Source organism: Peterkaempfera podocarpi (assembly GCF_042466665.1).
GTDB classification, from domain to species: Bacteria; Actinomycetota; Actinomycetes; order Streptomycetales; family Streptomycetaceae; genus Peterkaempfera; species Peterkaempfera podocarpi.
The window spans coordinates 3,640,385-3,664,505 of record NZ_CP162102.1; the positions used below are offsets into that span (position 1 = coordinate 3,640,385).

21 protein-coding genes, 1 tRNA gene, 2 pseudogenes and 1 riboswitch are annotated in these 24,121 nt (G+C 72.9%); of the genes and pseudogenes, 6 read left to right on the forward strand and 18 right to left on the reverse strand.

Annotated elements, in window-relative coordinates:
- Positions 1 to 69: 69 nt before the first annotated feature.
- The gene (locus AB0761_RS15875; RefSeq protein WP_377269667.1) at positions 70 to 1,467 is read right to left on the reverse strand and encodes a cystathionine beta-synthase; all 1,398 of its coding nucleotides are present in this window, start codon (positions 1,465 to 1,467) and stop codon (positions 70 to 72) included.
- Positions 1,468 to 1,677: 210 nt separating this feature from the next.
- Here AB0761_RS15875 and AB0761_RS15880 point away from each other — a divergent pair, with 210 nt between their 5' ends.
- The 3 genes from AB0761_RS15880 (at position 1,678) to AB0761_RS15890 (ending at position 5,370) form a co-directional block, all read left to right on the forward strand.
- Positions 1,678 to 2,754: an SGNH/GDSL hydrolase family protein gene (locus tag AB0761_RS15880; RefSeq protein WP_377269668.1), complete on the forward strand. Its 1,077-nt coding sequence runs from the start codon at positions 1,678 to 1,680 to the stop codon at positions 2,752 to 2,754.
- Positions 2,755 to 2,943: 189 nt separating this feature from the next.
- On the forward strand, positions 2,944 to 4,164 hold the full coding sequence (locus tag AB0761_RS15885; RefSeq protein ID WP_377269669.1) for an acetyl-CoA C-acetyltransferase: 1,221 nt from the start codon (positions 2,944 to 2,946) through the stop codon (positions 4,162 to 4,164).
- 291 nt (positions 4,165 to 4,455) lie between these two features.
- Positions 4,456 to 5,370: a hypothetical protein gene (locus tag AB0761_RS15890; RefSeq protein WP_377269670.1), complete on the forward strand. Its 915-nt coding sequence runs from the start codon at positions 4,456 to 4,458 to the stop codon at positions 5,368 to 5,370.
- Between the two features lie 19 nt (positions 5,371 to 5,389).
- On the opposite strand, the gene AB0761_RS15895 is transcribed toward AB0761_RS15890, so the two are convergent.
- Positions 5,390 to 5,767: a hypothetical protein gene (locus tag AB0761_RS15895; protein WP_377269671.1), complete on the reverse strand. Its 378-nt coding sequence runs from the start codon at positions 5,765 to 5,767 to the stop codon at positions 5,390 to 5,392.
- A 188-nt stretch (positions 5,768 to 5,955) separates the two neighbouring features.
- Between AB0761_RS15895 and AB0761_RS15900 the strand changes: the two genes are divergently transcribed.
- Complete coding sequence (locus AB0761_RS15900) at positions 5,956 to 6,186, forward strand: DUF4287 domain-containing protein (protein WP_055585760.1); 231 nt, start codon at positions 5,956 to 5,958, stop codon at positions 6,184 to 6,186.
- Positions 6,187 to 6,319: 133 nt separating this feature from the next.
- On the opposite strand, the gene AB0761_RS15905 is transcribed toward AB0761_RS15900, so the two are convergent.
- The 9 genes and pseudogenes from AB0761_RS15905 to AB0761_RS15945 all read right to left on the reverse strand — a co-directional run bounded on the left by AB0761_RS15905 (position 6,320) and on the right by AB0761_RS15945 (position 16,073).
- On the reverse strand, positions 6,320 to 7,168 hold the full coding sequence (locus AB0761_RS15905) for a Bax inhibitor-1/YccA family protein (RefSeq protein WP_377269672.1): 849 nt from the start codon (positions 7,166 to 7,168) through the stop codon (positions 6,320 to 6,322).
- A 687-nt stretch (positions 7,169 to 7,855) separates the two neighbouring features.
- Positions 7,856 to 7,937, reverse strand: a tRNA-Leu gene (locus AB0761_RS15910).
- Positions 7,938 to 8,277: 340 nt separating this feature from the next.
- Positions 8,278 to 9,636 carry an NAD(P)/FAD-dependent oxidoreductase gene (locus AB0761_RS15915; protein ID WP_377269673.1) on the reverse strand — a complete coding sequence of 453 codons (1,359 nt, stop codon included), beginning with the start codon at positions 9,634 to 9,636 and terminating at the stop codon, positions 8,278 to 8,280.
- 395 nt (positions 9,637 to 10,031) lie between these two features.
- Positions 10,032 to 10,979, reverse strand: coding sequence for an exopolyphosphatase (locus tag AB0761_RS15920; RefSeq protein WP_377269674.1), 948 nt, complete (start codon positions 10,977 to 10,979; stop codon positions 10,032 to 10,034).
- A pseudogene (locus AB0761_RS15925) lies at positions 10,976 to 11,532 on the reverse strand (DUF501 domain-containing protein). Before AB0761_RS15925 ends, AB0761_RS15920 begins: the two are co-directional and overlap by 4 nt.
- A 33-nt stretch (positions 11,533 to 11,565) precedes the next feature.
- On the reverse strand, positions 11,566 to 11,994 hold the full coding sequence (locus tag AB0761_RS15930) for a septum formation initiator family protein (protein WP_377269675.1): 429 nt from the start codon (positions 11,992 to 11,994) through the stop codon (positions 11,566 to 11,568).
- 86 nt (positions 11,995 to 12,080) lie between these two features.
- A pseudogene (gene eno / locus AB0761_RS15935) lies at positions 12,081 to 13,366 on the reverse strand (phosphopyruvate hydratase).
- A gap of 196 nt (positions 13,367 to 13,562) precedes the next feature.
- On the reverse strand, positions 13,563 to 14,441 hold the full coding sequence (locus AB0761_RS15940; RefSeq protein WP_377269676.1) for a transglycosylase family protein: 879 nt from the start codon (positions 14,439 to 14,441) through the stop codon (positions 13,563 to 13,565).
- A 3-nt stretch (positions 14,442 to 14,444) separates the two neighbouring features.
- A riboswitch (cyclic di-AMP (ydaO/yuaA leader) is annotated at positions 14,445 to 14,606 on the reverse strand.
- A gap of 204 nt (positions 14,607 to 14,810) precedes the next feature.
- Positions 14,811 to 16,073: a cytochrome P450 gene (locus AB0761_RS15945; protein ID WP_377269677.1), complete on the reverse strand. Its 1,263-nt coding sequence runs from the start codon at positions 16,071 to 16,073 to the stop codon at positions 14,811 to 14,813.
- A 148-nt stretch (positions 16,074 to 16,221) separates the two neighbouring features.
- Between AB0761_RS15945 and AB0761_RS15950 the strand changes: the two genes are divergently transcribed.
- Positions 16,222 to 17,022: an SDR family oxidoreductase gene (locus AB0761_RS15950; protein ID WP_377269678.1), complete on the forward strand. Its 801-nt coding sequence runs from the start codon at positions 16,222 to 16,224 to the stop codon at positions 17,020 to 17,022.
- Positions 17,023 to 17,215: 193 nt separating this feature from the next.
- Here the strand turns inward: AB0761_RS15950 and AB0761_RS15955 are convergent, their stop codons facing one another.
- The 5 genes from AB0761_RS15955 to AB0761_RS15975 form a co-directional block, all read right to left on the reverse strand.
- On the reverse strand, positions 17,216 to 18,268 hold the full coding sequence (locus AB0761_RS15955) for a MazG family protein (RefSeq protein WP_377274142.1): 1,053 nt from the start codon (positions 18,266 to 18,268) through the stop codon (positions 17,216 to 17,218).
- A 74-nt stretch (positions 18,269 to 18,342) separates the two neighbouring features.
- Positions 18,343 to 18,603 carry a DUF6479 family protein gene (locus tag AB0761_RS15960; RefSeq protein WP_377269679.1) on the reverse strand — a complete coding sequence of 87 codons (261 nt, stop codon included), beginning with the start codon at positions 18,601 to 18,603 and terminating at the stop codon, positions 18,343 to 18,345.
- 79 nt (positions 18,604 to 18,682) lie between these two features.
- A complete protein-coding gene (locus AB0761_RS15965) occupies positions 18,683 to 19,342 on the reverse strand; it encodes a SurA N-terminal domain-containing protein (RefSeq protein ID WP_377269680.1) in 660 nt (219 codons plus the stop codon).
- Positions 19,343 to 19,517: 175 nt separating this feature from the next.
- Entirely contained in the window at positions 19,518 to 21,140 is a 1,623-nt protein-coding gene (locus AB0761_RS15970; RefSeq protein WP_377269681.1) for a protein kinase, read from the reverse strand.
- A 73-nt stretch (positions 21,141 to 21,213) separates the two neighbouring features.
- Positions 21,214 to 21,891 carry a hypothetical protein gene (locus AB0761_RS15975; RefSeq protein ID WP_377269682.1) on the reverse strand — a complete coding sequence of 226 codons (678 nt, stop codon included), beginning with the start codon at positions 21,889 to 21,891 and terminating at the stop codon, positions 21,214 to 21,216.
- Positions 21,892 to 22,109: 218 nt separating this feature from the next.
- Here AB0761_RS15975 and AB0761_RS15980 point away from each other — a divergent pair, with 218 nt between their 5' ends.
- Positions 22,110 to 22,703 carry a DUF4352 domain-containing protein gene (locus AB0761_RS15980; protein WP_377269683.1) on the forward strand — a complete coding sequence of 198 codons (594 nt, stop codon included), beginning with the start codon at positions 22,110 to 22,112 and terminating at the stop codon, positions 22,701 to 22,703.
- Between the two features lie 9 nt (positions 22,704 to 22,712).
- Here the strand turns inward: AB0761_RS15980 and AB0761_RS15985 are convergent, their stop codons facing one another.
- Both AB0761_RS15985 and AB0761_RS15990 read right to left on the reverse strand, forming a co-directional pair.
- Positions 22,713 to 23,228 carry an NUDIX hydrolase gene (locus AB0761_RS15985; RefSeq protein ID WP_377269684.1) on the reverse strand — a complete coding sequence of 172 codons (516 nt, stop codon included), beginning with the start codon at positions 23,226 to 23,228 and terminating at the stop codon, positions 22,713 to 22,715.
- Positions 23,229 to 23,276: 48 nt separating this feature from the next.
- Positions 23,277 to 24,119, reverse strand: a complete 843-nt coding sequence (locus AB0761_RS15990; protein ID WP_377269685.1) for a hypothetical protein — start codon at positions 24,117 to 24,119, stop codon at positions 23,277 to 23,279.
- Positions 24,120 to 24,121: the final 2 nt, after the last annotated feature.

The window sequence follows — 24,121 nt, forward strand, 5'->3', positions numbered from 1 at the left end:
TAAGGACGTGCTGCGTGGACGTGACGCCGGTGTACCACTTCAGCGGCGGAAGAGTGCCTGCCGGATGGCTCAGTGCGTCCGGTCGGCCAGGAAGGCCAGCAGGTCCTGCCGGGTGACGATGCCCTGGGGCTTGCCCTCCACCAGCACCACCGCGCCGTCGGCCTGCTCCAGCACCGCCATCAGGCAGGTGACGGACTCCCCGGAGCCCACCACCGGAAGCGGCGCCGACATGTGCTTGTCCAGCAGGTCGCCCAGCTGCACCCGCTGGGTGAAGAGCCCGTCGAGCAGCTCCCGCTCCACCACCGAGCCGATGACCTCACCGGCCATCACATCGGGGTGCCCGGCACCGGGGGAGACCACCGGCATCTGGGAGACCCCGTACTCGCGCAGCACCTGCACCGCCTCTCCGACGGTCTCGCCCGGGTGCATGTGGACGAACTGCGGGATGCCGCCGTGCTCCACCGCGTCCTTGCGGGCGAGCACATCGCTGACCTTGGCCTCCTCGGTCGGCGAGGAGAGGAAGCCGTAGTCGGCCATCCACTCGTCGTTGAAGATCTTGCTCAGATAGCCGCGGCCGCCGTCCGGCAGCAGCACCACCACGACGTCCTCGGGTCCGAGCCTGCGGGCCACCTCCAGGGCGGCGACCACCGCCATCCCGCAGGAGCCGCCGACCAGCATCCCCTCCTCCTTGGCGAGGCGGCGGGTCATCTGGAAGGAGTCCTTGTCGGAGACGGCCACGATCTCGTCGGCGACGGTGCGGTCGTACGCCTCCGGCCAGAAGTCCTCCCCGACGCCCTCCACCAGGTACGGGCGGCCGGTGCCGCCGGAGTAGACCGAGCCCTCCGGGTCGGCTCCGATGACCTGCACCCTGCCCTCGGAGGCCTCCTTGAGGTAGCGGCCGGTACCCGAGATGGTGCCGCCGGTGCCCACACCCGCCACGAAGTGGGTGATCCGGCCGTCGGTCTGCTGCCACAGCTCGGGGCCGGTGGAGTGGTAGTGCGAGGCGGGGTTCTCCGGGTTGGAGTACTGGTCCGGCTTCCAGGCCCCGGGGGTCTCCCTGACCAGGCGGTCGGAGACGTTGTAGTAGGAGTCCGGGTGCTCGGGGGCGACCGCGGTCGGGCAGACGACCACCTCGGCGCCGTAGGCCCGCAGAGTGTTGATCTTGTCGGTGGAGACCTTGTCCGGGCAGACGAAGATGCAGCGGTACCCCTTCTGCTGCGCCACGATCGCCAGGCCGATGCCGGTGTTGCCGGAGGTCGGCTCGACGATGGTGCCGCCCGGCCGGAGCGCTCCGGACTTCTCTGCGGCCTCGATCATCCGCATCGCGATCCGGTCCTTCACCGAGCCGCCGGGGTTGAAGTACTCCACCTTGGCCAGAACGGTCGCCGCAATGCCCTCGGTGACCTTGTTGAGCTTCACCAGGGGTGTATCGCCGACCAGCTCGATGATCGAATCGTGGTACCGCACGGGGGTCCTCCCGGGGATGTGGAACGGCTGCGCACGGGTGTGTGCCGCGAGGGTCTCTGTACCGGTCAGGGTAGAGGTGCCGACCCCCCGGCGCCGACCGCCACCGCCCCGGCGCCGATCGTCCGGCCGAGGGCGGGCGGTAGCCGACCCCGGCGCTGGGTATGGAGGCTGTGAGGGATCGGTCCGGGACCGGGATGAGGGGGTCGTTGCATGTCTCGCGCACGGGTGGCTCGGCGTATCGCGGCTGCCGCCGCGTACGGCGGGGGCGGGATCGGGCTGCTGGGCGTCGGGGTGGTGGGCCTGCTGGTGACCGAGGCCAAGTTCGCGGAACGGGCGGTGGGGGCGCTCGGCGCCGATCCGCCCAAGGCCGACGGGGTCTACGGCGGCGCCTTCGCCGACGGGACCGCCGGCTCCGCGCCCCCGCTGGTGCTGGCCTTCCTGGGCGACTCCACCGCGGCCGGCCTGGGGGTGCTGCGCGGCCACGAGACACCGGGGGCACTGCTGGCCGCGGGGCTGGCGTCGGTCGCCGAGCGCCGGGTGCGGCTGGTGAACGTGGCCCTCTCCGGGGCGCGCTCCGGCGATCTGGAGCGCCAGGTGGACCTCGCCCTGGAGACCGTCCCCGAGGTCGCCGTGATCATCATCGGGGCCAATGACGTCACCCATCGGATGCCGGCCGTGGAGTCGGTGCGGCTGCTCGGCGAGGCCGTACGGCGGCTGCGCGGAGCAGGGTGCGAGGTGGTGGTCGGGACCTGCCCTGATCTCGGCACCATCGAGCCGGTGCGGCCGCCGCTGCGCTGGGTGGCCCGACGGCTGAGCCGGCAGCTGGCGGCGGCGCAGACCATAGCGGTGGTGGAGGCCGGGGGCCGCAGTGTGTCCCTGGGTTCGCTGCTGGGGCCCGAGTTCGCCACCCGCCGGGAGCTGTTCGCCGCGGACCGCTACCACCCCTCGGCCCAGGGCTACAGCACCGCCGCGATGGCGGTGCTGCCGTCGCTCTGCGCCGCGCTGGGCCTGTGGCCGGAGGAGGAGCGTCCGGACGCGACCCGCGGCGAGGCCGTGCTCCCGGTGGCGGAGGCCGCCGCCGAGGCCGCCGGGCGGTCCGGTACGGAGGTCGCCGCGGCGGCGCCCGACGGCACGGCCGGGGTGCCCGGCCGCTGGGCGCTGATCAGGCATCGGCGGCGGCGCAGGCTGCCGGAGGAGACCGAGCCCGCCCCGGCGGTGGGCTCCGCGCTGGGAACGTCGTCCAGCTCACATGCCGGTATGGGTGACGGCAGCAGTACTGAGCGGTAGCTTACGAGCCTGGGGGACGATCTGTCGTGCCGGCTGCGGCCGGTGCGGGGCTGCTCGCACGGCTTCCCGCACCGCTCGGGCGCTGCCTGGCGCCCGCGCCCGGTGCGCTCACGGCCGCGCGGGCCGCTCCCGCCGCCCGGCCGCCGTACATTCCCCCATATGCCCCGCCCGTCCGTCGAGGAGCCAGCCATGCCCGAAGCCGTCATCGTCAGCGCCGCCCGTTCGCCGATCGGCCGGGCCTTCAAGGGATCGCTGAAGGATGTCCGTCCGGACGACCTCACCGCGCACATCATCCGCACCGCCCTGGACAAGGTGCCGCAGCTGGACCCGCGGCAGATCGACGACCTGATGCTGGGCTGCGGCCTGCCGGGCGGCGAGCAGGGGCACAACCTGGGCCGGATCGTCGCCGTCCAGCTCGGCATGGACCACCTGCCCGGCTGCACCGTCACCCGTTACTGCGCGTCCTCGCTGCAGACCACCCGGATGGCGCTGCACGCCATCAAGGCCGGCGAGGGCGACGTCTTCATCTCCGCTGGCGTGGAGACGGTGTCGCGCAGCATCAACGGCACCTCCGACGGGATGCCGGGCACCCACAACCCGCTCTTCGGGGACGCCGAGGCCCGCACCGCCCGGGTTGCGGCCGAGGGCGGCGACGAATGGCACGACCCGCGCGAGGACGGGCTGCTGCCCGACGCGTACATCGCCATGGGCCAGACCGCGGAGAACCTGGCCCGGCTCAAGGGGATCACCCGCGCCGAGCAGGACGAGTTCGGCGTCCGCTCGCAGAACCTGGCCGAGAAGGCCGTCAAGGACGGCTTCTGGGCCCGCGAGATCACCCCGGTCACCACCCCGGACGGCACCGTGGTCTCGGCCGACGACGGCCCGCGCGCCGGGGTGACGCTGGAGGGCGTCTCCGGGCTCAAGCCGGTCTTCCGGCCCGACGGGACCGTCACGGCGGGCAACTGCTGCCCGCTCAACGACGGCGCCGCCGCCCTGGTGATCATGTCCGACACCAAGGCCCGCGAGCTGGGCATCACCCCGCTGGCCCGGGTGGTCTCCACCGGCGTCTCCGGACTCTCCCCCGAGATCATGGGCTACGGCCCGGTCGAGGCCTCCAGGCAGGCGCTGCAGCGCGCGGGCCTGTCCATCGGCGACATCGACCTGGTGGAGATCAATGAGGCCTTCGCCGCCCAGGTGATCCCCTCCTACCGCGACCTGGGCGTCGACCTGGACCGGCTGAACGTCAACGGCGGTGCCATCGCGGTGGGCCACCCCTTCGGCATGACCGGCGCCCGGATCACCACCACCCTGATCAACTCGCTGCAGTGGCACGACAAGCAGTTCGGTCTGGAGACCATGTGCGTCGGCGGCGGCCAGGGCATGGCCATGGTCGTCGAGCGGCTGAGCTGAGCCCCGGCGGCCCGACCGGAAGAAGCGGAATCACCCGTTTGGAGTGACGGATCGTGTTTGAGGGCTGGATCACATGGAGAGGCTGATCCAGCCCTCGGCACACCCGCCGAACGGCGTTCGATCGACGGCCCGCAATCAACCGACTGCGCCCCGTATACCACGTCCACCTGCATCAATATGGCCAAGGTCACAGCTCACTCACGAAGGTGACTCCTTCCCCTGACGTCACATGCACCCATACGGCACTGTGGTGGTGATCCCCCGTTCAGCTCCGTGCGAGGAGTACGTTCCGTGAACGCCGTGTACACCGTCCTGCTGCTGCTCCTGCTGGTTCTCACCGCAGGAGTACTGGTCCATGTACGCGCACTGACGCGCCGCCTCGACGCGGTGGCCACCCGCCCGGCCCCGGCGCCGCCCGCCGCCGCGGTGGACGACGCCGCGATACAGCGCGCGGTCGCCGCGGCCCTCGCCGAGGACCGCGAGCGGGAGATCGCCGAGGCCCGTGCCTTCTGGGCCGAGCAGGAGGCCCGTACCGCCGAGGACGCCCCGCTCTTCGACACCCCGTTCAACGGCGCCGACCCGGTGGACGGCTGGCCGCTGTACTTCCCCCGGCCGACCGGGCCCCAGGACGCCCCGGAGAGCGCTGAGGACTTCCCCCGCTCCACCGCCGACCGGATGGATCCGGAGTTCGCGGACGCGCTGCGCACCGCGCTGGAGGAGCTGATCGCCGAGGGCAACGGGATGCGTACCGGCCACCCGGTGCAGAGCGGCGGAGGCGCCCCCGGCGCCCCGGCCGACCTGGAGGTGCAGTCCGGTCTCGAGGTGCAGGCCGAGCCTGCATCCGCCCCGGCCGTCCCCGACCCCCGCCGCCACCCCTCGCACCCGGACTTCGTCCCCAGCCAGGCCCCGTCCCGCGAGTGGACCGACTCCACCCTGGAGCGCCTCGCGGACGACGGCACCGCGCTGACCGATGTGCGGCCCGGCCCGCTGGGCACACTGGACGTCTACGCCTTCGCCGACGGCACCACGCTCTGCGTCGCCCCGGGCGACCGGGAGTCCGCGGAGCGGCTGATCGACGCGGTGCGGGCCGGTGACAAGGTGCGGCTGCTCGGCGGCTCGCGCTTCTCCGGTTCCTACTCGCTGACCTTCGCCACCGGTGAGGGCACCGTGTATGTGCTGGCCGACCGGGTCGTCGCCAGCCTCTGACCGCGGGCACACACCCTCGTCACACCAGCTCTGCCAGGGCTTCCAGCGACGCGACGGCGCCCGCCAGGACGTGGTCCGCGGCAGAGCGCCCACCGCTGCGGGTGGCGACCGGACTCCCGGCCGGGTGCGCCGCCAGGGCGGCTGCGAGGTCATGGCCGGCCACCGCGAGCTGGTCCCCGGCGGCGAACGGCCCGGCGTCCGGCAGCTGCCGGTTCGGCGCCGCCCCGTCCTGCTCCACCGCCTGGGCCTCGGCGGCCAGTCGGCGGGCCAGCTCCAGTGCGGCTGCCGCCCGTGAACCATGGCCTGGCACGGGTGCGACCAGCTTGCTCTGCGGCATCGAGCGGAAACGGTCGGCGAGCCGGTCGACGGTGGCGAGCAGCGGGGCGCAATCGAGCATGGGGTGAGCGTATCCGGGCAGCTGGGGGACTTACCGGAAGCACAGGCGTCAACCGGGCGGATGGTGGGTAAAGACGCGGCAACGAGGACCGTCCCACCCTCATCCGACCATCGCCCCGACGGCGAGTGTTGCCAAGGGTTCAGCTCTCAGGCACGGTGGGAGGACGGACCGCTCTACCGGAGGCGCTTATGTCCCTGATGTACTCCGCAGCGACCCACCAGAACCTCCTCTCCAGGATCCCGGCGGTCACCGGCCGCGAGATCAGCGACTGGCTCAAGGCGGTCGACGACGGGCCCGGTCTCACCCGCTGCGAGGAGAAGATCGACTGGCTCCGCCGCGAGTACGACATCTCGTACGGCTACGCCAAGGCCATCGTGCATGAGCACGACCTGCGGAGGGCCGCACGCAAGCTCGCCTGAGCAGCGTGCACCGTCCGAACCCCCGTTACCCCCCGACCTGCGTGTCTTCCTTCCCCCATACGCCCGAGGGCCCGGGAGCTGCCGGCTCCCAGGCCCTCCGAGCTGACCGGCGACGGGGGCCGGACGGTGACGGTCAGTCGTCTCCGCGCAGGATGGCGATCAGCCGCAGCATCTCCAGGTAGATCCAGACCAGGGAGAGGGTGAGGCCGAAGGCGGCCCGCCATGCCTCGCGCTCGGGCGCGCCGCCGCGGATGCCCTGCTCGATCTCGTGGAAGTCCAGCGAGAGGAAGAAGGCACCCAGGCCGATGCCCAGGAGGCCGACCACGATGCCGAGCGGGCCGGAGCGCAGGCCCATGTCGGCTCCGAACAGGGCGGCGACCAGGTTGACCACCAGCAGCAGCAGAAAGCCCGCCGCCACGGCCAGGCCGATCCGCTGGTACCGGGCGGTGACCCTGATGCGGCCGGAGCGGTAGGCGATCAGCATGCCCGCGAAGACGGCGGCGGTGCCCAGCACCGCCTGGACGGCGATCCCGGAGAGATAGGTGTTCAGCGCCTTGCTGATCGCGCCGAGGAAGACGCCCTCAAGGCCGGCGTAGGTGAGGACCAGCGCCGGGTTGACGCTGCGCCGGAAGCTGATCACCAGGCCGACCACAAAGGCGGCGAGGGCCGCGACCATCGGGATCCCGAAGCCGCCGGCGGGCAGGGCGAACCACGCCACCGCGCCGCCCGCGACCAGGGTGAGCAGCGTCATGGCCGTACGGGCCACCACGTCGTCCATGGTCATCCGGCCGGTGTCCAGCGGACCGGCGGGCGGGGCCTGGTACATCTGCTGCAACTGCTCGGCGCTGAGCGGCTGCTGGTCGTGGGGGTAGCCGGTGTGGGGGGTGTGCGCCCCGGCGGACTGCGACGGGCCGAACCCCGCGTAGCCGGTGTCGCGGGTGAAGGCTCCCTGCCGCGAGAAGACCGGGTTGCTGCTCCTCATGTGTTTCCCTCCAGGGCGGCTCGCTGCCGCCCGCCATGGCAATGGTAATGCCCTGGTAAAGGGAAGGTCATGCACCTCGCGGACGATCTCTCTCCGGCCGCCCGACCGGGCCACCGCCGGTGCGGCGGGAGCGCGCCGGCGGCCCAGGTCACCACGGCGTCGCGCACGGGCCCACGGTCTGCCGGGTCGACACCGGCGAGCTCCCCGAACCCGTGCAGGGCGGGGAGGCGCCCTGCGCCTTGAACCCACGCCCGGCCCGCCCCGGGCCGGCGGCCACGAAGGTGCGACGGCCCGCCGCTTGCCGTCCTCGCCCGGCCGCCCGGCCGCCCGGCCACGGCTCGACCGGCCCATGGCGCGCCTGCACCGCCGTCCACGGGTGCCGCAGGCCGTACGGCGCCGGGCGCCTGCCCGGGTCGAGGGGGCCGGCCCCTTCGCCTACGCGACGGCCGCCACCCACCCTCGCCGACTCCTCGCCGGGACCGCTCCGCGCGGGCCGGACCCGACCGTGTGCCGCCAGGGTGCCGCTTCAGCCATCAGCCGGTGATGTCGCCCGCCTTGTTCCTGCGGGGGCCCACCGGCGCCATACGCCGCGCGCCGGGGCTGCGCGTTCCCCCGGTCTTCCCGAAGCCGGAGGGAATCACCCGGAGGGTGAGGCACCGTGCCCGGCAACGGGCCGGTCGGCAGGGGTGCCCGGAGCCGGATTCGAACCGGCACGACCTCTCGGCCAAGCAGTTTTAAGCTGCCCGTGTCTGCATTCCACCATCCGGGCGCACACCCCGCTTCCCCCCGTTCGGGGACAGCATGAGCCTAGTGCGGCACACCACGGCCTGCATGCCCGCAGCCATGGAAGTTGTCTTGTTTTCATGTGATCTGACGCATCATTAGCGCATCGCGGGGCCCAACGGCTCGAACAGCGCCCTGTCGCAGCGGCTCCGACGGCCGTGCGGACACAAGGAAGAAGCCCCCCGGTCGACGGATGTCGACCGGGGGGCTTCTTCCACGCCCGCGATACGCGGGGCGGCTCCGCCCGGCACCAGGGCCGGCTGAGCACCACGGAGGTCGTGGTCCGGCGACGCTGCCGGGCGGAGGGCCTCCGAACTACCGCGAGGTCAGGACGCCTTCTCGGCGAGGGCCTTCTCGCTGCGGGGGGCGGGCACCGGGGCGGCCGCCTCGAAGAACGCCTCGCGCGGGTTCTCCATCTGCGACAGGCCCACGGTCTCGCGCTTGAGGAACATCGCCAGCGTCCAGTCGGTGAAGACCCGGACCTTGCGGTTCATCGTCGGCACCCGGCTGCCGTGGTACAGGCGGTGGAACCACCAGGCGGGGCGGCCCTTCAGCTTGTACTTGCCGAAGAGGATCGCCACACCCTTGTGGAGGCCGAGGCCGGCCACCGCACCCAGGTTCTTGTGCTTGTAGTCGGCCTGCGGGAAGCCGCGCATCCCGGACACCACGTTGTCGCCGAGCACGATGGCCTGGCGCACCGCGTGCTGGGCGTTCGGCGGGCACCAGGCACCCTCGCCGACGGCCAGGTCGGGCACCTGGGCGTTGTCGCCGGCGGCCCAGACGTAGTCGAAGCCCTTGACCTGGAGGGTCGGAGCGGTGTCCACATGGCCGCGGGGGCCCAGCGGCAGGCCGAAGTCGGCAAGCACCGGGTTGGGCTTGACGCCGGCGGTCCACACGATGGTGGAGGCGTCGGCCTCCACGCCGTTCTTCAGCACCACGTGCTTGTCGACGCAGGAGTCCATGGAGGTCTCCAGGAAGACCTCGATGCCGCGCTCCTCGAGCTTCTCCTTGGTCCAGACGCCCAGGTCCGGGCCCATCTCGGGGAGGATCCGGTTGGCGGCCTCGACCAGGATGAACCGCATGTCCTCGCGGCTCACCGTGTTGTAGATCTTCGCCGCGTCACGGGCCATGTCCTCGACCTCGGCGATGGTCTCCACGCCGGCGAAGCCGCCGCCGACGAAGACAAAGGTGAGGGCCTGGCGGCGGACGTCCTTGTCCGTGGTCGACTCGGCCTTGTCGAGCTGCGCCATCACATGGTTGCGCAGGCCGATGGCCTCCTCCACGGTCTTCATGCCGATGCCGTGCTCGGCCAGACCGGGGATCGGGAAGGTGCGGGAGACCGAACCGGCCGCCACCACCAGGTAGTCGAAGGGGAGTTCGTAGGCGTCGCCGGCCAGCGGGGTGACCGTCGCGACCTTGCGGCCGTGGTCGATCCCGGTGACATGTCCGGTCAGCACCTCGGCCTTCTGCAGGACGCGGCGCAGCGGCGCGACGAGGTTACGGGGGGCGACATTGCCGCCCGCGGCCTCCGGAAGGAAGGGCAGGTACGTCATGTACGACCGCGGGTCGACGACTGTGACAGTCGCCTCGCCGTAGCGCATCTTCTTGAGGATGCGCATCGCGGCATACAGGCCGACGTAACCACCGCCGACGATGAGGATGCGAGGACGCTCCGTGGTGCTCATATCCGAAAGTATCCAGCACGCTCTGGAGGTCCCCTCGTGAGCCCGCTCACAAGCCTCTGGACATGGTGTGCTATATTTCGCGGCCCACATTCCGGGGGCCGCAGGGCCGTGCGGGGCAGGCCCTGGCAGGGCCGGACGGCCTGCGGCGCCGACCGCGCCGGACCACCGCTGTGAGCAGCAACGATCCCCGGAAGGCTGCGGTTCCCGGCACAGTCTTTCGATTCTCTGCATGGATCGCGGGCTTGGCCTGGGATCCACACGCCAGGGCGGCCGACGACCTTCGTCCCGCATATCGGACGTCGACTACGGTCGGCGGCACCGAAGCACGGGAACTCCATGTGAAGAAATTCACGAAGTTCGTCGGGCCGCCCGGGCGCGTGCCCCCCGGACGGGCCTCAGCCGGCGATGCTCCAGGCGATTCCGTCCAGAATGTCGTGCTCGCTGACGACCACCTCGGAGGCGCCCAGGCGCTCCATCAGGGCCAGCAGCACCAGTGCCCCCGCACCGATCACATCCACCCGGCCCGGATGGATCACCGGGCTCTCGGCGCGCTCGGCGTGGGTCGCGGCCAGCAGCCGCCGGGTCACCTCGCGGACCTGCTCCAGCGGGATCCGGGAGTGGTGGATGCGCGCCGAGTCGTACTCGCTGAGCCCCAGCGCCATCGCGGCCACCGTGGTGACCGACCCGGCCAGCCCCACCAGGGTGCGGGCCTCACCCAGGGCGACCGTCCCGGCTGCGGTGTCCAGGGCGCGCTCGATGTCTGCCCGGGCCGCCTCGATCTGCTCGGCGGTGACCGGGTCGGCGCCGTGGAAGTGGCGCTCCGTCATCCGTACACAGCCCACATCGACCGAGCGTGCGGCGCGCACCGCGTCGTCGCCCAGCACGAACTCGGTGGAGCCGCCGCCGATGTCCGCCACCAGGAACGGCCGCTCCAGGTGCAGCCGGGCGGCGGCAAGCTCACGGGTGGCCCCGGTGAAGGAGAGCTGCGCCTCCTCGTCCCCGGTGATCACCTCGGGCTCGACGCCCAGGATCTCCACCACTCCGCGGACGAAGTCGTCGCGGTTCTCCGCGTCGCGGGAGGCACTGGTGGCGACGAAGCGGGTGTGCTCCGGCCCGACACCGTGCTCATGGACGAGTGCCGCGTACTCCCGGCAGGCGGCGAAGGTCCGCTCCAGCGCCTCCGGTGCCAGCCGGCCGGTGCGGTCCACGCCCTGGCCGAGGCGGACGATGGTCATCCGGCGGTCCAGGTCCTTGAGCTCGCCGGTGTCCGGGTCCAGGTCGGCGACCAGCAGACGGATCGAGTTGGTGCCGCAGTCGACCGCGGCGACACGGGTGGTGCTCACTTCTTCTTTCCCTCTTCCTCGGCCCCGGACGCCGCGCAGACGCAGGGGCCCTTGCGCCACCACTCCGGCAGCATGTCCAGCGCCTCGTCGCCGAGCGGGTTGACGCCTCGACCCGCCGCCAGTGAGTGGCCGACCAGGACGTGCAGGCACTTCACCCGGTCCGGCATACCGCCGGCGCTGGGGAAACCCTCCAGCACCTCCACGGCGTCCCGCCGGGCCAGGTAGTCCTCATGGGCGGCGCGGTAGCCGGCCGCCAGCTGCTCGTCCTCGCCCAGCCGGGCGGTCATCTCCTTCATCACGCCGTCGGCCTCCAGGGTGCCGATCAGCGAGGCCGCCCGGGGGCAGGTCAGGTAGTAGAGGGTGGGGAACGGCGTGCCGTCCTCCAGCCGGGGGGCGGTCTCCACGACGTCCGGGAGGCCGCAGGGGCAGCGGTGGGCGACGGCGCGCAGTCCGCGCGGCACACGGCCGAGCTGCTCGGCGATCGCGGCGATGTCGGCCGGGTCCACGGCCTGGGCGGCGGCGTCCTGGGTGGGCTGGGCGGGGTGTTCGGCAGAAGTCATGTGGGGTGCTGTCTCGTGGGGGGAGGTCAGGGTCGGGGGGGCGCGCTCACGGCGCGGTCGGCGGTGTCCACGGAGTCCCAGACGCTGGCGTACCAGGGCTGCCGGGCGCCGCCGCGGGTGGGGGCCGAGGCATCGGAGGAGCGCTGTCCGGCCGACGGGTCCACCGAGACGTACGGTGTCTCCCCCGGCATGGCGTAGTGCAGGCGCTCACGGGCCTGGGTGCGCACATAGGCCGGGTCCTGCCAGCGGGCCTTCTCCCGCCGGAGCTCCTCGACCCGGGCGCGGGCCTGCTCGGCGGCAGCGCGCTGGGCGGCGATGTCGGCGCGCTGGGCGATGAACTGCCGGGTGGGGTAGGCCAGCGCCGCGATCAGCGAGCAGAGCACCAGAGCCAGCATCGCGGCCCGGCCGGTGAAGCGCGGCCGGGACCCAGCTGCGGACGCCGTCCGGATCGCCATCTGCTCCGTCCCCTCGTCAGTCGTGCGGGTGCCCCGCTGCCCACACCCTAGGGCGTGGGCAGCGGGGCACCCGGAAAAGCCGCGACTCAGCCCTCGTACTTGTAGCGGGGGAAGGCACCCCGGCCGGCGTACTGGGCGGCGTCGTCGAGGATCTCCTCGATGCGCAGCAGCTGGTTGTACTTGGCGACGCGCTCGGAGCGGGCCGGGGCGCCGGTCTTGATCTGGCCGCAGTTGGTGGCGACGGCCAGGTCCGCGATGGTGACGTCCTCGGTCTCGCCCGAGCGGTGCGACATCATGCAGCGGTAGCCGTTGCGCTGGGCCAGCTCGACCGCGTCCAGGGTCTCGGTGAGCGAGCCGATCTGGTTGACCTTCACCAGCAGCGCGTTGGCGGTGCCGGACTCGATGCCGCGGGCCAGGCGCTCGGGGTTGGTGACGAAGAGGTCGTCGCCGACCAGCTGGACCTTGTCGCCGAGCTTCTGGGTGATGGTCTTCCAGCCGTCCCAGTCCTCCTCGTTCAGCGGGTCCTCGATGGAGACCAGCGGGTACGCGGCGACCAGCTCGGCGTAGTAGTCGGTGAGCTCGGCGGCGGACAGCGCCTTGCCCTCGAACTGGTAGGCGCCGTCCTTGTAGAACTCGGAGGCGGCGACGTCCAGGGCGAGCGCGATGTCCTTGCCCGGGGTGTAGCCGGCCTTCTTGATGGCCTCGACGATGAGGTCCAGGGCCTCGCGGTTGCTGTCGAGGTTGGGCGCGAAGCCGCCCTCGTCGCCCAGGCCGGTGGAGAGGCCGCGCTCCTTCAGGACGCCCTTCAGGGTGTGGTAGACCTCGACGCCCCAGCGGACGGCCTCGGAGAAGGACTCCGCGCCGATCGGGGCGATCATGAACTCCTGGATGTCCACATTGGAGTCGGCGTGCGAGCCGCCGTTCAGGATGTTCATCATCGGGACCGGCAGCACATGGGCGTTGGGGCCGCCGATGTAGCGGAAGAGCGGCAGGTCGGACGCCTCGGAGGCGGCGTGCGCGACGGCCAGCGAGACACCGAGGATCGCGTTGGCGCCGAGCGAGGACTTGTCCGGGGTGGCATCCAGGTCCAGCATCGCCTGGTCGATCAGCCGCTGCTCGGTGGCGTCGTAGCCGACCAGCTCCGGCCGATCTGCTCGATGACGGCGAGGACGGCCTTCTCCACGCCCTTGCCGCCGTAGCGGGACTTGTCTCCGTCGCGCAGCTCCAGCGCCTCAAAGGCGCCGGTGGAGGCGCCGGACGGCACCGCCGCACGACCCGTGCTGCCGTCGTCGAGGCCGACCTCGACCTCGACCGTGGGGTTGCCTCGCGAGTCGAGGATCTCCCGGGCTACGACGACATCGATGGACGGCACGAGGCATCTCCTTAGGGCGGATATGGATGCGTTACGACCAGAGCCTAACCGCACCGGCGCCCGGGGCCATCGCTGCCCGGGCCCTGTCTCGCCGATCGAACACCCTTACCCACCGGTAGTTCACCCGCCCGTTCCCGGGCGGCCGGATACGCCAGGGGCCGGACCGGGCCCTCCCGGTCCGGCCCCTGGCCTGCGGTCAGCCGAAGTTGAGCACCTGTCCGGGCAGGATCAGGTCGGGGTCGCCGCCCACCGTGGAGCGGTTCTCCTGGTACAGGTGCTGCCAGCCGCCGTGCACCTGGTGGGTCTCGGCGATCTGCGACAGGGAGTCGCCGGTCCGGACCGTGTAGTCGCCGTCGTCCGAAACCGGGGCCGCATGCCGCCCCGTCGTCCGGCCGGTGGGGGCCGCGGAGTCGGTGTGCGGCTGGGCGATGTGCTGCTGGTACACGTCGCGGTGGCTGGTCCAGTGCCAGGAACCGCCCTCCTGGTACCAGTAGACGCCGTCCTGGGCGTCCCAGCCGTCCTTGCCGTCGAAGCTCGGGCCCTTCTCGGACTGGGTGGCGTCGGCGGCCGGCGCCGTGCTGTCGGAGGAGGTGTCCAGGGAGCCGCGGTCGCTGTCCCGCGAGGCGGCGCCCTCGGACGCGCCGTCGACGGTGGAGACGGTGCTGCCGGTGTCCACCACCGCGGCGGCGCCGCCGGCCGACAGACCGGCAGTCACCGAGCAGACCGGCCAGGCCCCGGCGCCCTGTGCGTCCAGCACCTTCTCGGCTATGGAGATCTGCTGCCCCTTGGTCGCCAGGTCGGCGCGGTCGGCGTAGGCGCTGCCGCCGTACGCGGCCCAGGTGGACTGACTGAACTGCAGACCGCCGTAGAAGCCGTTGCCGGTGTTGATGGCCCAGTCGCCGCCGCTCTCGCACTGGGCGACCTTGTCCCAGGTGGAAACGGAGGCGGCGGAGGCACCGCCCGCGGTCAGCAGCGGCAGCGCGATGCCCGCGCCGGTCACCCCGGCCGCGGTGACGAACTTCTTGGTCTGGCTGGGGCGGGGGCGGCGGTGGCGGCCATTGCCGGAAAGCACCATGAAGGGGTCCCTCTCCGACGCCTGCGAGGTGAGCTGTCGGGTTCGGGCCGGGAGGCTGGCCCGGCCGTCCTTGCGGACGGCTTCACCCCGAGCCGCGCAGCGTGGCGTGCGCGGCGGCTTACCTGGTTCCCCCGCTCCTGTCCGCAAAGTCGGTCGACGGTGACCCGGCGCACGGTGGACAGGACTCGGCGTCCCGCACGTCGGGATCCGCAAGAGCGGACGCCCGGAGCGTAGTCAGATCATCTGACCCATAACAACCCGGCATCACAAACATCACACAAAGGCAGACCCACTGTCGCCGGACGCCTACGCGCGGTCGCTGTCCGCCCCTGAAAAACACCGGACTGAACAGCCGTCAGGCAATTGCGGTCAGGCGCCCCGCTCCGGGGTGAAGCCCACCGGGAGGGTGCGCAGACCCCGCATGATCAGACCGCCCCGCCAGCGGAGGTCGTCGGGGGCGGCGGCGAGGTGCAGATCGGGGAGGCGGGTGAGGAGCGTGGCCAGCGCGCACTGGGCCTCCAGCCGGGCCAGCGGGGCGCCGATGCAGTAGTGGATCCCGTGGCCGAAGCCCAGATGGGGATTGTCTCGGCGGGCGAGGTCCAGGGTGTCGGGGCCCTCGAAGCGGTCCGGGTCGCGGTCGGCCGCGGCCAGCACCACCAGCACCGGGTCCCCCTCCGGGATCGCGACGCCGCCGATGTCCAGCGGGGTGGTGGCGAAACGCCAGGTGGCCAGCTCCACCGGGCCGTCGTAGCGCAGCAGTTCCTCCACCGCCGTGGCCAGCAGCGAGGTGTCGCCGCGCTGGACGGACTCCTGGAGCAGGGCGCGCTGCTCCGGGTTGCGCAGCAGGGCGTAGGTACCGTTGCCGATCAGATTGACGGTGGTCTCAAAACCGGCGAAAAGCAGGATGAAAGCCATCGCGGCGGCCTCGTTCTCGGTGAGGTGCTCCCCGTGGTCGCTCGCCCGGATCAGGCCGGAGATCAGATCCTCACCGGGCAGCGGCTGCGCGGTCAGCTCCGAGCGCTTGCGGTGGATCAGCTCGGCCAGATACGTGCGCATCCGCTTCACCGCCCGGGCGACGCCGCCGCGCGGACCGCCGCCGTGCCGGATCATCATGCCCGCCCAGTCGCGGAAGTCGTCCTGGTCCTCGGGCGGTACGCCCAGCAGGTCGCAGATGGCGTAGATGGGCAGCGGGAAGGCGAACTCATGGATCAGGTCGGCGCTGCCCCGCTCCGCGAAGGAGTCGATCAGCCGGTCGGTGAGCTGCTGCACCCGGGGCCCGAACTCGGCGACCCGGCGCGGGGTGAAGGCCTTGGAGACCAGCCGGCGCAGCCGGGTGTGGTCGGGCGGGTCGATGTTCAGCAGGTGTGTCATCAGATCGGCGCTGCGCTCACCGGGGATGCCGACCCTCCCCGAGCGGTGCGCCTGCTCGCTGTGGTGCACCGGGTTCTTGGACAGCCGGGAGTCCGCCAGCGCCTGCCGGGCGTCCGCGTAGCGGGTCACCAGCCAGGCGTCCACGCTGCTGGGCAGCGTGGTGCGGTGCACCGGGGCGTACTCCCGCAGCCAGGCGTACGCCGGGTAGGGATCGGCGGCGAACTCGAAGGTGAACAGGGCGGGGGCGTGCGGTACCGGCATCCCTCGAACCTAACGCCTGGCCCGTCGACGTGAGTCTGATCACCTACCGGACATGCCCTGTCGCAGCGGGTCGTGCTGAGCTTACGATCCCGGGCAGTGCCGTTCAGCGGCCGCTCAGGGCGGAGAAGGCCGCGGGGAGGAGCAGTCCATGCAGGTACGAGGTGCGGTGGTGGTCGTCACCGGCGCAGCCGGCGGCATCGGCGCGGCGCTGGCCCGCCGCTTCGCGGCGGAGGGCGCGGCAGGGCTGCTGCTGGCGGACCTGGACGCCGCCGCGGTGGAGGATCTGGCGGGCGAGCTCGACCAGGGCGGCTGCCGGGCGGTCGGCGTCAGCAGCGACGTCTCGCAGGAGAGCGATGTGCGGACGCTGGTCGACACCGCGGAGAAGCACCTCGGCCCGATCGACCTCTTCTGCAGCAACGCCGGGGTGGGCACCGCCCAGGGCATCGAGGCGCCGGACGCGCTCTGGCAGAGCTGCTGGGACATCAACGTCATGTCGCAGGTGTACGCGGCGCGGGCGGTCGTCCCCGGGATGCTCTCCCGGGGCCGCGGCTGGCTGCTGAACACCGCCTCGGCCGCCGGACTGCTCACCATGCCCGGGGACGCCCCGTACAGCGCCACCAAGCACGCCTCGGTGGCCTTCGCCGAGTGGCTGGCCGTGACCTACGGCTCGCGCGGCATCGGGGTCAGTGTGCTCTGCCCGCAGGGCGTACGGACCCGGCTCATCGAGGACCCGGGTGTGGAGGCGGTGCTCGGCGCCTTCGGCTCGATCCTGGAGCCTGCCGATGTCGCCGAGGCGGTGGTCTCCGGGCTGGCCGAGGAGCGGTTCCTGATCCTGCCGCACCCCGAGGTCGCCCGCTACGAGCAGCGTCGGGCCGGCGACCGCGACGCCTGGCTGGCCGGGATGCGTGACGCGGTCGAGAACCTCGGCCGCCCCCAGCCCACCGCCTGACCACCGGGCCGCCTGACCACCGGGCCGCACCGGTCCCCCGCCCAGGTGTGCGGGGACCCCTGGGCAGTGCACGGCCGGCCGGCCCGCTCCGCCGTGGAGCGCGGCACGCCGGAGCGGGGAACGGCAGAGCGCGGCACGCCGGAGCGGGGAACGGCAGAGCGGGACGGTGTACGGCTGGGTGACGCGGTCCGGGTCAGCCGGCCCGCTCGGCGTCGCGGACGGCGTCCCGGTAGCGGCGCGCCGCGGCCCGCAGTGCGGCCTCGGGGTCGATCCCCCGGGCCTGGGCCATGGCGGCGAGGCCGAGCAGGGTGTCGCCCACGGTGGTCTCGTCGGTGCCGCCGGGCAGCGGTTGCGCGAGCGTCCCGGCCGGTACGTCCAGCCCGGCCTTGGAGGCTCTGGAGACCAGCTTGGCCGCCAGCGCGAGGGCCGGCTGCGCCAGCGGGACGCCGTCGACGGAGGAGTCCCGCTGCTTCTCGGCGGCCTTGAGCTCCTCCCAGTTGGCCTCGACCTGCGCCGGGGTGTCGGCGTCCACGCTGCCGAAGACATGGGGATGCCGGTACATCAGCTTCTCCACCAGTCCGGCGGCGACATCGTCGACGGAGAAGGGCTCCTCGGGGTCCTCCTCGGCGATCCGGGAGTGGAAGACCACCTGGAGCAGAACGTCCCCCAGCTCCTCGCGCAGTGACTCCCGATCGCCCTCCTCGATGGCCTCCACCAGCTCAAAGGCCTCTTCGACCAGGTACTTCACCAGCGTGCCATGGGTCTGCTCGGCGTCCCAGGGGCAGCCGCCGGGCGAGCGCAGCCGGTCCATCACGGCCACCAGGTCGAGCAGCCGCGCCCCGGGCAGGTCATAGGAGCCGGGGAGCAGTTCGATCTCGGGGACCGGGTCGAGGCCTCCCTCGACGGCCAGCCGGGCAAGGGCGTCGGTGAGGCCGGGGTCCCCGTCGGCGCCGCCGATCCAGACCAGGGTGCGGCCGGGGACGGCGGCGGCCTCGGCGAGGCTGCGGGCCAGGGACGGCACGGTCGGCGCGGAGTGCTGCTCGACCTGTACGCCCGCCTGCCGTACGGCGGGCAGCTGCGGATGGCCGGGATCGCCCACCAGGACCAGGTCGGCGCCGCGCAGGGTCTCCCAGGCAGGCCAGGAGAGCAGTCCGGGGGCGACCCGGTGGGTGGTGGTCAGCAGGACGAGGCGGCCGGCCGGTGCGGACGCGGGTTCGGGCCGGGGCTGCTGCGGGTGCTCACTGATCGATGCCACGGCATGAACCTACCGCCCTCCGGTGCCGGGGCCCCGGCGGGTCGTCAGGGGTGACGCGCCCGGGCTCAGTGCGCCGGGCCGCCCGGCTGCCGGCCGCGGTCCCCGCCGGTGTGCTCCTCGGGGTGCTGCTCCTGCTGCCGCTGGTCCCGGGTTCCCCAGGACTCGCTGCCCGGGCCGTGCGACACCGGCGGCGGCGGCTCGTCCTGCTTGCGCCGGTAGCCGACGATGAAGGCCGCGACCAGCGCCACGACGAGCAGGACACCGATCACGACGACCACGACCACGGCGGGCGTCACATCGCTGACCACTACTGCTTCCACTGGCATCCGCATGACCTGCGCCTACCCGTGCCCCCGCCGTGCACACCGGACGCCACACGCCCGGCGTACACGGCGGGGCCGCCGGTCAGGAGGCCTTGGTGCTCCCGGTGCGCAGCCAGTTGTCGGCGTCGTCGGAGAACGTGACCTTCTGCGGGTCCCAGGTGCCGTACCGGGGGTTGATCTCCACCTTGAGGTCCTTGGCCGCATCGGCCAGCGTCTTGCGGAGCGCCTCGCTGCCCTGCTCGGTGTTGGGGTCGGCACCAGTGAGGGCGGCGAGCTTCTGCATGCCCAGCACCCGCCGGTAGAAGTCGTCCGTGGCGGAGGGGGCGACGCCCTTCTGCTCCAGCAGGGCGCGCGTGAGTGCCGTCTCGCCGCCCAGCTGGCCGGCGTCGGAGGCATGCGCCTGCTGGACCTCCTCGGCGCTGACCGAGAGCTGGTGCTCGGCCAGGGCGTGGGAGACCAGGTCCGAGAGGATCATGTCGCGCACCGTGTTGCGGACCAGCCCGCCGTTCTCCGCCTGGGCCTGGCCCTGGCTCTCGTCGGCGACCGCGTCGCGGAAGGCGGTCACCCGCGCCTCCACGGCGGAGGTGGTGATCCGGTGGTCACCGACGACGGCGGCGGCACCGGGGTGCGCGGTGGATCCGCAGGCCGTGAGCGCGGCTGCGGCGAGCACCGCCCCGGCGACGGCTGCGGCCCGCCTGCGGACGGGCGCCGCGGTGCGGTCGGGGACGGAGTTGCGGATCACTGAGCCTCCCGGCGGTGGCGTGCTGTGTGTCCCGTGCAATGTCCTGTGCTGTGTGTGCTGCCGGGAGGCAGGATAGGGAGGAGCCGGGCGTCATGGCCATGGCTTCGACTGATCAAGGCCGGGCGACCACCCGAAAAGCCCTCATTCCGCCCCCGACCGGCGGGCGCGGACGCCCTCACCAGCCGGACGGCTGCGTCCCGGATGCATAGGGGTTGCCGGGCACCGGGCCTCGCGGGGCCGCCGCCCAGGAGCCGCTGCGCGGGTCGGGCGGCGAGCCGGCGCCGCCGGGGGCCGGGCTGCCGCGCCGCAGCCAGTCCAGCTCGAACCGCAGCTGCGCCGCCTCACGGTGGTGCGGGCCGTAGCGGCGCTCCTTGTCGGCCAGCAGCGGCAGCAGCACCTCCTGGGCGCCCCGCAGGTCGCCGTCGGCGGCGAGCAGCTTGCCGATCCGCTCCCGCAGATCGAAGACCCGGTCCTGGTCTCCCCCGCCGGGCTGCCGCAGTCCGGCCTCGAACAGCGGCAGCAGATACCGGTACTCGGCCAGCGCCGCCGCCGTCTCGCCCAGCTTCTCCAGGCAGATGGCGGCCTCCCGCCGGCACTCCAGCGCCTCGGGGTCGCCAGGTCCGCGTTCGGCGGCGGCCGACCGGGCCAGCGACTGCCACTCGGGCAGCGCCGTCCGGTACCGGCGCTCCACCAGCAGGGTGCGGGCGTAGACCCGGCGCAGGGTGTGCACCATCGGGGCCTGGTCGCCGTGCTGCCCGCGGGCGTCGGGCAGGACCTGGGCCACCAGGTCGACGACCTCGCTGAGCCGGCCCGCGTCCAGGAGTTCCGGCACCCGGCGGCAGGCCTCCGCCAGGTCCGGCGGAGCAGCCGGGCGGGCGGCGGCCGCGGGCACGGGTCCGGCCCCCGGTGCCGGAGCGCGGGCCGGGAGCACGGGCTGCGGTGCCAGCGGATGGCGGTACGGCCTGGCGGGGTCCGGCAGCGCTCCGTACGGGCGGAGCGCCGCAGCGGGGTCGGACTCGGCGGGCGGCAGCAGCGGCAGCAGCCGCCGGTAGACCTCCTGGGCGTCGGCGGGGCGGTCCTTGGGCTGCTTGGCCAGCAGGGCCAGCACCAGGTCCTCCAGCGCGGCCGGGACGTCCGGGCGCAGCGTCCGCAGCGGCACCGGCGGCTCGTCGGCGTGCCGCTGCATCACGCCTAGCGCGGTGGGTGCACGGAACGGGGGCTCTCCGGCGACCATCTCATGCAGCAGGCAGCCCAGCGCATAGAGGTCGCTGCGGGGGTCCACGGTGGTGGAAAGGGCCTGTTCGGGAGCCATGTACGGGGGGCTGCCGACCACCCCGCCGGTGCGGGTGATCCTGGTCGCCCCGGTCTCCAGGACGGCGGCGATGCCGAGATCCAGCACTACCACGCGGCCGTCCTCACGGACCATCACATTGCTTGGCTTGAGGTCCCGGTGGACCACCGGGACGGCGTGCACGGCAGCGAGTGCCCCGCAGATCTGCGCGGCCACCGCGGCTGCCCGGGCGACCGGGAGCGGGCCCTCCTCGGCGATCAGGTCGGCGAGGCTCAGGCCGGGTACCCGCTGCATCACCAGGTAGATCTCCTCGCCGTCCTCCCCCGCGTCATAGACGGTGACCAGGCCCGGGTGGTCGAAGCCGGCGGTCACCCGGCACTCCCTGCGGAACCGCCGGCGCAGTTCGGAGCGGCCGGTCTCGGAGCCGTCGCCGGCGGCCAGGGCCAGGTCGGTGCGGAGCAGCTTCACCGCGACCCGGCGGTCCAGCTGCTCGTCGTAGGCGGTCACACCTGGCCCATGCCACCGTGGCCGATCTTGTCGGCGAGGCGGTAGCGGCCGCCGACCAGCCGCTCACGGGCTGTCACCGGCCGCTTCCCGGCCGGGGGTCGGGGGCTTCGCCGCCGGCCGCCTGGCGGCGCAGCAGCTCTCCGAGCTCGCGCAGCTCGGCCCGGGCGGCCTCGTCCGGCTGCGCGGCCTGCGGCTGCGGTTGGACCTGGGGCTGGACCTGCGGTTGGGGCTGGACCTGCGGTTGGGGCTGGACCTGCGGTTGGGGCTGGACCTGCGGTTGGGGCTGCGGCTGGGAGTGCAGATACGGCTGGGGCTGGTACGGCATGGGCTGCTGGTACGGCGCCGGGTATCCATAACCCGCGTACGGCGGCTGGGACATGCCCTGCGGCACGGGGGCGGGCTTGCCGTACCACTCCCGCGCACGGTCCATCAGCAGGAAGTGCACAGGGCCGAGCAGACAGCCGACGCCCAGCGCGGTCATGCCCACCGCATCGCCCGCGTTGTACGGCCGGCCGGGATCCGCAGCCAGCTGGGTGGCGACCACCAGGGCCGCCGAGACCCCGGCGAAGAAGACCACCCCTGCCCAGTCCCGTGCCCGCCTGCGGCGGACGGCCAGATAGACGGCGGGAGCGAAGGCCAGCATCGAGCAGGAGAGCAGCGGAACCAGGGCCCAGAGCACCTTGACCACCGGCCGCGAGGGCCCGGGAGCGGCGGGGGGCAACGGGGGCGTAGCGGGCTGCCGGCCGTACATGGCTGCTCCTGGACGGGACGGTCGGGATGGCTGAGCAGATGCCGCGATCACCGTATCGCCCCGGACCGACGGCCACCCCTGCCCCCGGGCAGCCGAAGCCAACCCGAGACAACGTGAACGCCAGATGCATCGTGAATCGTGTTGACCTAGTTCACAGCTTCTGCTGTCATTGACTCACCGAACGAACTGAACCCAACGTCACAAACGGGGAGACACCCATGTCCCGCACCATCCGCACCGCCGCCGTCCTGCTCTCCGCCGCACTGGTCGCCGCCGGGGCCACCGCCTGCAGCTCCACTGCCGGCAGCTCCGTCGCCACCGCGCCCAAGGCGGGCGCCGCAGCCGGGGGTGACGCCACGTCGTCCGCGCCGAAGAAGGACCAGCAGCCGCAGAAGAAGGCCGACGCCAAGGTCGGCGACACCATCTCCCTCAAGGGCATGGACACCAAGGCCGACGTCACCGTGCTGAAGGTGGTCGACAACCCCAAGGGAGCCGACGAGTTCACCACCCCGGAGAGCGGCAAGCGCTTTGTCTCCGTGCAGTTCCGGATCAGGAACACGGGCAGCAAGGCCTACAACGACACCCCCTCCAACGGCGCCAAGATCCTCGACACCGAGGGCCAGGGCTTCGACTCCTCGCTCTCCGACACCGCCGCGGGCCCCGCGTTCCCCGCGGATGTGACCATCGCCCCCGGCGGCACGGCCAAGGGGTTCATCACCTTCGAGGTGCCCAAGGCGGCCAAGCTGGACAAGCTGCAGTTCGGGCTGGACAGCGGCTTCGCCGACCAGACCGGCCAGTGGAACCTGCGCTGACCCCCGGTCTCAGACCGGCAGGGCGGCGTGCAGCGGCAGCCAGGTCGCGCCGGGGCAGCGCAGCGGCACCTCGTCCCGCTCGACCCATGCCGCCTCCACGCACTCCGACTCCGGGTGCGGGCGGGTGGGGGCGCCGCGGCCGTCCAGCCGCACCGTGTAGAACGCCATGAAGGCCCGCTCCGGGTAGCCGTAGCCGGCCGGCGGGTCGGTGAGCAGGGTGATCCGCTGGCCGCCGAGCAGCACCAGCCGGGCGGCGGGCACCTCGAGACCGGCCTCCTCGGCGAGCTCCCGGGCCGCCGCCGAGCTCGGCGACTCGCCGGGGTCCAGATGCCCGCCCGGGACCTCCCAGCCGCGGCCCGGCCGGTCGACCCGGGTCAGCAGCGTCCGGCCGTCGCCGTCCACCGCGAGAACAAAACCGGTGGTGACCGTGTACCCCTCCGGAATCCCGTCCGAGAGCAGCAGATCCATCCGGTGCGGAGTGTGGATCCAGGGAACGGTCACAGTGCCGATCACGGTCGAGGCCATGGACCGATCCTCCCAGACCAGGACGGCCCGGGGCCTCTGCGACAAGCCCTAGCCCGGCGACGCCTCCGACCCGCCGACCTCCCCGAAGCGGGCCAGGGTCAGTGCCCCCGCCACCGCCACCATGAAGCCCGCCACCGCCGCCGGGCCCATGCCGTGGCGGGTCCCGTCCCCCAGCAGCAGCACGCCCAGCACCGCCGGCACACCGGTCTCACCCAGCACCATCCCGGCCGTGGCGGTGGTCACCGATCCGCCCCGGACCGCCTCGGTGAGCAGGACGAACGCCGTCGCGCCGGCACCGAGCAGGGCATACAGGGCCGGGTCGCCCAGCAGCGGCACCACATCCGGCAGGTCCACCCCCGGCAGCACCCGCACCGCCAGCCCCACCACCCCGAAGCCGAAGCCGCACAGGAGGCCCAGCACACCCGCCCGCAGCGGCCCCCGCAGCCGCCAGGCGGCGGCACCGCACAGAACCAGTACCGCCGCGGCCACCAGCAGCCCCCAGTGGAAGCCCGCGCCGGGCCGGCGGTGCCCCTCCCGCCCGGCGGCGGCCCCGAGCAGCGCCAGGCCACCGCACACCGCGGCCACTCCGGCCCACTCGGCCCGGCCCAGCCGCATCCCCAGCAGCAGCGCCCCGGTGACGGCGGTGACGGCCAGCGCACCGGCCAGCGCCGCCTGCACCACGTACAGCGGCAGCGACCGCAGCGCCACCAGCTGCGCCACAAAGCCCAACCCGTCCAGCGCCAGGCCGGCGGCGAACGGCGGATTCACCATCGCCCGCAGGGTGCCGCCGACACCGCCTCGGGTGGTCGCCCGGGCGCCCAGTGCCTGCAGCACCGTCGCCACACCGAAGCAGACGGCCGCCGCCAGCGCCGCCACCAGACCAGGAATCACCC

Bases quoted from the DNA above. Each gene is read 5' to 3' on its own strand.
- AB0761_RS15880 (WP_377269668.1), top strand. From the start codon at position 1,678: ATGTCTCGCGCACGGGTGGCTCGGCGTATCGCGGCTGCCGCCGCGTAC.
- AB0761_RS15885 (WP_377269669.1), top strand. From the start codon at position 2,944: ATGCCCGAAGCCGTCATCGTCAGCGCCGCCCGTTCGCCGATCGGCCGG.
- AB0761_RS15895 (WP_377269671.1), bottom strand. From the start codon at position 5,767: ATGCTCGATTGCGCCCCGCTGCTCGCCACCGTCGACCGGCTCGCCGAC.
- AB0761_RS15900 (WP_055585760.1), top strand. From the start codon at position 5,956: ATGTCCCTGATGTACTCCGCAGCGACCCACCAGAACCTCCTCTCCAGG.
- AB0761_RS15905 (WP_377269672.1), bottom strand. From the start codon at position 7,168: ATGAGGAGCAGCAACCCGGTCTTCTCGCGGCAGGGAGCCTTCACCCGC.
- AB0761_RS15915 (WP_377269673.1), bottom strand. From the start codon at position 9,636: ATGAGCACCACGGAGCGTCCTCGCATCCTCATCGTCGGCGGTGGTTAC.
- AB0761_RS15930 (WP_377269675.1), bottom strand. From the start codon at position 11,994: ATGGCGATCCGGACGGCGTCCGCAGCTGGGTCCCGGCCGCGCTTCACC.
- AB0761_RS15940 (WP_377269676.1), bottom strand. From the start codon at position 14,441: ATGGTGCTTTCCGGCAATGGCCGCCACCGCCGCCCCCGCCCCAGCCAG.
- AB0761_RS15945 (WP_377269677.1), bottom strand. From the start codon at position 16,073: ATGCCGGTACCGCACGCCCCCGCCCTGTTCACCTTCGAGTTCGCCGCC.
- AB0761_RS15950 (WP_377269678.1), top strand. From the start codon at position 16,222: ATGCAGGTACGAGGTGCGGTGGTGGTCGTCACCGGCGCAGCCGGCGGC.
- AB0761_RS15960 (WP_377269679.1), bottom strand. From the start codon at position 18,603: ATGCCAGTGGAAGCAGTAGTGGTCAGCGATGTGACGCCCGCCGTGGTC.
- AB0761_RS15975 (WP_377269682.1), bottom strand. From the start codon at position 21,891: ATGTACGGCCGGCAGCCCGCTACGCCCCCGTTGCCCCCCGCCGCTCCC.
- AB0761_RS15980 (WP_377269683.1), top strand. From the start codon at position 22,110: ATGTCCCGCACCATCCGCACCGCCGCCGTCCTGCTCTCCGCCGCACTG.
- AB0761_RS15985 (WP_377269684.1), bottom strand. From the start codon at position 23,228: ATGGCCTCGACCGTGATCGGCACTGTGACCGTTCCCTGGATCCACACT.